The sequence below is a fragment of the Deltaproteobacteria bacterium genome (genome assembly GCA_019308995.1).
In the GTDB taxonomy this organism is placed as follows: domain Bacteria; phylum Desulfobacterota; class Desulfarculia; order Adiutricales; family JAFDHD01; genus JAFDHD01.
In genome coordinates this window covers 1-5,661 of the sequence record JAFDHD010000092.1, presented here as the reverse complement: position 1 = coordinate 5,661, position 5,661 = coordinate 1, and the positions used below count along the sequence as shown (strand labels likewise).

The window sequence follows — 5,661 nt, the reverse complement described above, 5'->3', positions numbered from 1 at the left end:
TTGGATAATCAGGGAGTGTAGACACTAATGACTAGTCAGGTAATGTCTGATATTTTGTGTAATTTCAAATAGTTCTACTATCTTTCGCATTTCGATCCAAGGGGAACATGGGTTGTATTGGTCTTTGGCTATTGTGTTCAGGAGGAGTTGTTATGGCCGGTCAAGAAAATCTAACATTCACAGGGGTTGACAAACTTGTCATTGACGGATCGTTTTTTGCTGTGGAAGTTGCAGGATATCCTGGAACAGCCGTAGAAGCTCAGATCATAATTCCCTCTCAATTTCTACGAGACAATGTCAAGGTTTTACACGAGCAAACCAGTTCCAAACTGAAGTTCTGGGTAGAGAAAAAATTATTTTCAAGTATTAACCTCCCCTTTCGTGAGAAGCCTAAAATGATATTTAAAGTTCCCCATGAATTCAAAGTCAGCGTCAATAACAGCTCAGGCAAAATCATGATACAGGGTATCACGTCTCAAGAGATACAGCTTGAAACATCATCTGGGGCCATAGAACTAAAGGAAATTTCATCAGACCTCCATCTAACCAGTAGTTCAGGTCAGATCGCCATGGAGGGCTGTAATGGCAAAAAGAACCTGAAGACATCGTCCGGTCGAATTACAGTTCTGAAATCAGATGGGGATATCAAAGCGAAAACATCATCTGGCAAACAGACTTACGAAGGGGTAAAGGGCGATATATTCGCTCATTCTTCATCCGGGGCATTATATATTACAGATCATGAGGGCGGTCTGAACCTTGAATCCAGTTCAGGGAAACAAGAAGGAAGTAATATCAGAATAACTAAAAATTCCTCATTTCGGACAACCTCAGGGAAAATCAATTTTGATTTTATCAATAATATGAATGACTTCACTTTTGATCTTCAATCTTCATCCGGAAAAATAAAGATAGACTCAACAAGCGCAAAGGGAAGAGTTGTCACAGGTAATGGTAAGATTCTTATTGAGGGAAAGAGCAGTTCTGGAGGTCAAACTTACAGGTAAAAGTTCGATTAACAAGTAAACACTAGGGAGGGAATAATGATGAATGACGAGAAATACGAAAAGGCAAAGAAAAGGGTTAAAGAAGTAAAAGATTTTTACAGTCATCTACTTTCATACGCTGTAATGAATTTAGTTCTTCTTATTATAAATCTTATTACAAGCCCTGGCAGCTTATGGTTTTATTGGGTAACTGTTTTTTGGGGAATTGGAGTTTTAATTCATGCTTCAAACACATTTGTTCTTAAAGGTAAGTTTCTTGGTGAGGATTGGGAAGAAAAAAAGATAAAAAAAATTATGGAAAAGGATGAGAATCCCAAAGAATAATACAAAATCATTAGTAAACAGGCTTAATCAGCCTTAATCAGCATCGTTTATAATTATCGGCAGGTGTTGCTAACTCTTATGAAAAGAACAGTGAAATATTTTCCACTACCCCCACCCTGAAACTGAAGTTTCGTAAACATCCAATTTAAAGTAAGATTCAATGGTGAAAGCTATCCACCGGATCATCAAGGCCGCCTCTAGCGTCTCGTATCGTGGCCGGCGATGAAGGGTGCATGCAGCTTCAGCCTCCCCTTTGGCCCCCCTTTATGGCGCAGTGCTGGGGCCTGGGTGAAGGCCGGATCACTGATTGACAGGCTAAGTAGCTAGGGTTAGTATGCCCGTAAATAGGGAAAATCAGTTCAAGTGAAAAAATGGCATCACAAAGTCAATGCGAAAACTACCGTATAATCTCGGATTATTTACTCGGAGGATTGCCACATGAATTTTAATACTATTTTATACGAGATTGAAAACCGGATCGCTACGGTCACCCTTAACAGACCGGATAGATTAAATGCCTGGACAGTGGAGATGATGGACGAACTGATCCAGGCCTTTGACGCGGCCGACTCGGATGATGAAGTCCGTGTAATCATAGTAACCGGGGCTGGCCGTGGTTTTTGCGCCGGCGCGGACCTGAGCGCTGGGCCAAACTACAAGGCGCGCCCTGCCGGAGAAGATGGAAAGGCCCCGCGGGACACGGCCGGTCAGTTCACCTTAAAGGTCTTTGAAACAACGAAACCAGTCATCGCAGCTATCAATGGACCGGCCGTGGGTGTGGGCACGACAATGACTCTGCCCATGGATATCCGAATCGCTTCCGAAGCAGCCAAAATGGGACTGGTCTTTAATCGTCGGGGCATGGTTCCCGAGGGGTGCTGCACGTATTTTCTGCCTCGATTAGTCGGGGTTGCCCAGGCCTCGGAATGGATCATGACCGGCCGGGTTTTTTCCGCCCAAGAGGCCCTTAAGGGAGGGCTTGTCAGCCGGGTCTTGCCTCCGGATGATCTGATACCCAAGGCCAGGGACCTGGCTATGGAGATTGCCGAAAACACTTCGGCCGTATCAACGGCCTTATCACGGCAGATGCTCTGGCGCATGCTCGGAGCCGACCACCCCATGGAGGCGCACAAGATAGAATCCCAGGCCCTGTTTTATATGATGCAAAGCAAGGATATTCAAGAAGGGGTCAGGTCATTTCTGGAAAAGCGGTCTCCGAAGTTTCCCATGAAACCGAGTGCAGACATGCCGGATTTTTATCCCTGGTGGGACGAAAGACCATATAAATTAGATTAGGCGCTTCAAAAAAATCTGAAAAAATTAAAAAAGCTATGCGGCTGCTCATGAGCCAGCATTTCCGCACACAGTCCCGATTGGCGGGTGGCCCCGACAACTTGTGTTGTCGGGGTACGTCAGCACAAGAGGTCTGCCTAGGGCGCTCATCCAAGCTCCACTTACACCGATTTCCCGATTGGCTTGATCTCGCCTGAGATTGCGCTTGATAAGCGCAGAGCTTCGCTGTTTCCATTGTTTCATAAAAAAGGCCTCAGCTCTCCTTCCCCGGGGAACTAGACCAGGGTATGGACATGATCAGGTCATAAAATGCGCATGACCTTTCGGGTCATGGCTTGCCCAGCCGATTGAGTGAACAAAAAGGCCAGCAGTCTTCGCTAATCGTGGGATGGCTGGGAACCTAGCCCCGCCGATGCGTTTTAAGCCTGGCATTGCGACCTTTATGCTGATCCGCATAAAATCTTTGGCAAAAGCAGTAAAAAAATAAGACATTGATATAGAATGAATTCGAGCCAAAGCATTCCTTCTTGTTTAAGTGTTTTATGTGTGTTATAAGAGATATATTGGGATGTTATACGGATCCATATAAACATTGTTAGAGCTAATGATAAGATGTATCAATGGGATGCCAGGAAAACTTTTTCAACTTTTTGAACTCTCTTATTTTGAGGTATGAAGGTGAGCAATTTCAGAGAGTTTTCATCTTCTGACGAAGTGGAGCGGCCTGTCCGAAACATTGATTTGGATGCTCCCGACGGGATGAGACAAGAGCTCATTGACTTGTTTTTTCACCTTGCTGAGCACAATTCTCCTCCTTTGAACGAAGGTACTATGCACCGCATAGTCTGCCAAAGCTTAGGTGAAAAAGCTTCTGGACAGCCCTTTATAGAGGTCATTCAAGAACATGGTATTGGTTTTACGACACAGATACCAATTTATCACTCAGACGGAACATATCTGGCGAAGGTTAAAAGCAACCGAGTTTATCCTACCGAAGCAGGAAAAAAAGTGAACATCGAGATAAGAGACACGCCGGGCAAGTTCATCTGCAGTCTTGAAAATAAAGTGATGTTCGAACTATCCCATGGTGTTGGCGAGTCGTTCAAAGCGGACGCAGAATTATATGCGCCAGATGGGTACTTTATTAAATGTTCGGATGCTCCTAAACCGGAGTTATTCGTTTTAACGGGTAACGGGATCAAAGTCGGTGAAGTTACGATGTTCGGAAACGTCTTCCAAAATGTGTCTGTCGGCATTTGGTTACGTAAGGATGGTTCGTGTGCGATAGGGGTAGGATAGACCGTTTATTTAATGGGACCGCCTAACAAGTCGCTGAAGCATCGACGCGGAAACGCCTGCGGCTTCCCGCGCGTCTCAGCTCCACGTTAGGCCGCATGCCAGGCAGTGTTAGGGGACGGACGAGAAATCTGCGAGCGTGACGCCAAACGATCTCATCCGCTAATGTCTACGACCGAAGACGGGTTTTACCGCCACAGTCCGGCGTAAGTCATTTTCAAGCAAGGAGAAACAGTTATGGGTGATAAGGGGAAAAAAGACAAAGGCAAAAGGGAACAACAGAAAAAGGCCCAGCTTAATCCAAAGGAAAAACGAAAATTGAAAAAAGAAAAAAGAATAAATAAATAAATGCCCAGTGCTGTTCGGTGACCTTAAATCGAGCACGGAAGAATAGAATCCAATCCTTAATAAATGGTGCGCAGAGCTCACCCTACATTTTGTCAATCATGCTTGGGTGGTAAAATTAGTAGCCTAGCATTTAGGCTTACTTTATGGTTCAGCAAGGTGGTATGTGTTAAAAAAGAGCGAGGAGATGTGGATCAGTCCTTCAAACTGGATTTCTTGTGCCTTCGGCACTCAGACAACCTTTACAAGCTGTCTGAGCCACCCGCCGCATCTACAAAAATGTAGCGGAGGTGAGACAAGCAGTAGACCACTTTATAAGAAACTACAACCAATCATGGCGAATGGAGCAACTGGGATATTTGAGCCCGACTGAGTATCGTGAGCAAAACTTGACCAAACTAGCCGCATGAGGCTAAACTGGTGTCCAGGAATCCGGGTGCAATACAGCAACAGGTCTTCTGAACCGGCTAGACGCCTATATCAAAGGTGAAAAGCGGTGTCGGAAGACTTGAAACCAGGCAAACCCCATCATTGCCGTATAATCTCGATTAAATGTAGAAAGGAGTTGACTCATGAAAAATATATCAACTGCCATTCTCACAAAAACGTTAGCTGCGCTATTTTTTAGCTTCACCATATTGCTGGCAGGACAAGCTAGTGGAGGTGAAAAAGAAAGACTAATTTTTGCTTACTTAGTTGTGGAAAAATCTGGGGAAGCACAAACGTTTTTAAAAGTATTTGAAATCATGATAGAGTCTTATTTTGAGACATATAAAAGTGACAACCGCGAAGCCCGAATTGCAATGACCACTTTTAAAAATATACTTATGGAAGAGATAAGATCATCTGAGAAAGATCTTAAATGGGAACTCGCCAAAATATATGCCAAACACTTCACAGAATCTGAACTGAAGGTAATTGTCTATTTTTTTGATTCACCAGTAGGTAAATCATGGATAGCCAAACAACCAATATTAGAAGCGGAAGGGGAAGAGTTGGGGAAGGATTTGGCACAAACAATAATGTATCGTGTAATTTTAAGAATTAAGGCGCTCACAGAATGAATTCTACAACTCATCTCAAGAAAACCTTAGCAGGATGATGATGCACCCTCGTTGGACCATACCGAGGAAGTTATGAAAATAATCCAATCCTTTATAAATGGTGCGCAGAGCACGCCCTACATTTTGTCAATCATGCTTGGGTGGTAAAATTAGATATTTCTGTTATGATATTTAATTGACCAGACATTCAAGTATTCAACTACCAATAAATTTTTATCTGAGTTAGTTTCGACTTGAGTTGACAGCAGGCCTAAAAAAGGGTCAAGTGTCCTCTTAGTAAAGAAAGACAAAAAAGGAGATGGTATGAATGATTAATCTGAGGCGGTATTATC

Annotated in this window: 6 protein-coding genes; all 6 read left to right on the top strand. The window is 43.7% G+C overall.

The window, feature by feature from the left end:
- Window positions 1-152 precede the first annotated feature (152 nt).
- The 6 genes from JRI95_13115 to JRI95_13090 all read left to right on the top strand — a co-directional run bounded on the left by JRI95_13115 (window position 153) and on the right by JRI95_13090 (window position 5,329).
- Window positions 153-1,007 (top strand): DUF4097 family beta strand repeat protein, encoded by an 855-nt coding sequence (locus tag JRI95_13115; GenBank protein MBW2062482.1) that lies wholly within the window; start codon window positions 153-155, stop codon window positions 1,005-1,007.
- Between the two features lie 36 nt (window positions 1,008-1,043).
- Window positions 1,044-1,331, top strand: a complete 288-nt coding sequence (locus JRI95_13110) for a 2TM domain-containing protein (protein ID MBW2062481.1) — start codon at window positions 1,044-1,046, stop codon at window positions 1,329-1,331.
- 438 nt (window positions 1,332-1,769) lie between these two features.
- On the top strand, window positions 1,770-2,627 hold the full coding sequence (locus JRI95_13105; protein MBW2062480.1) for a crotonase/enoyl-CoA hydratase family protein: 858 nt from the start codon (window positions 1,770-1,772) through the stop codon (window positions 2,625-2,627).
- 675 nt (window positions 2,628-3,302) lie between these two features.
- Window positions 3,303-3,923 carry a hypothetical protein gene (locus tag JRI95_13100; protein MBW2062479.1) on the top strand — a complete coding sequence of 207 codons (621 nt, stop codon included), beginning with the start codon at window positions 3,303-3,305 and terminating at the stop codon, window positions 3,921-3,923.
- A gap of 632 nt (window positions 3,924-4,555) precedes the next feature.
- Entirely contained in the window at window positions 4,556-4,675 is a 120-nt protein-coding gene (locus JRI95_13095; protein MBW2062478.1) for an IS3 family transposase, read from the top strand.
- A gap of 162 nt (window positions 4,676-4,837) precedes the next feature.
- Window positions 4,838-5,329: a DUF2059 domain-containing protein gene (locus JRI95_13090; GenBank protein MBW2062477.1), complete on the top strand. Its 492-nt coding sequence runs from the start codon at window positions 4,838-4,840 to the stop codon at window positions 5,327-5,329.
- Window positions 5,330-5,661 lie beyond the last annotated feature (332 nt).

What these genes read in the sequence shown, in the direction of transcription:
- JRI95_13105 (MBW2062480.1), top strand. Translation starts at nt 1,770, where the DNA reads ATGAATTTTAATACTATTTTATACGAGATTGAAAACCGGATCGCTACG.
- JRI95_13115 (MBW2062482.1), top strand. Translation starts at nt 153, where the DNA reads ATGGCCGGTCAAGAAAATCTAACATTCACAGGGGTTGACAAACTTGTC.
- JRI95_13090 (MBW2062477.1), top strand. Translation starts at nt 4,838, where the DNA reads ATGAAAAATATATCAACTGCCATTCTCACAAAAACGTTAGCTGCGCTA.
- JRI95_13110 (MBW2062481.1), top strand. Translation starts at nt 1,044, where the DNA reads ATGATGAATGACGAGAAATACGAAAAGGCAAAGAAAAGGGTTAAAGAA.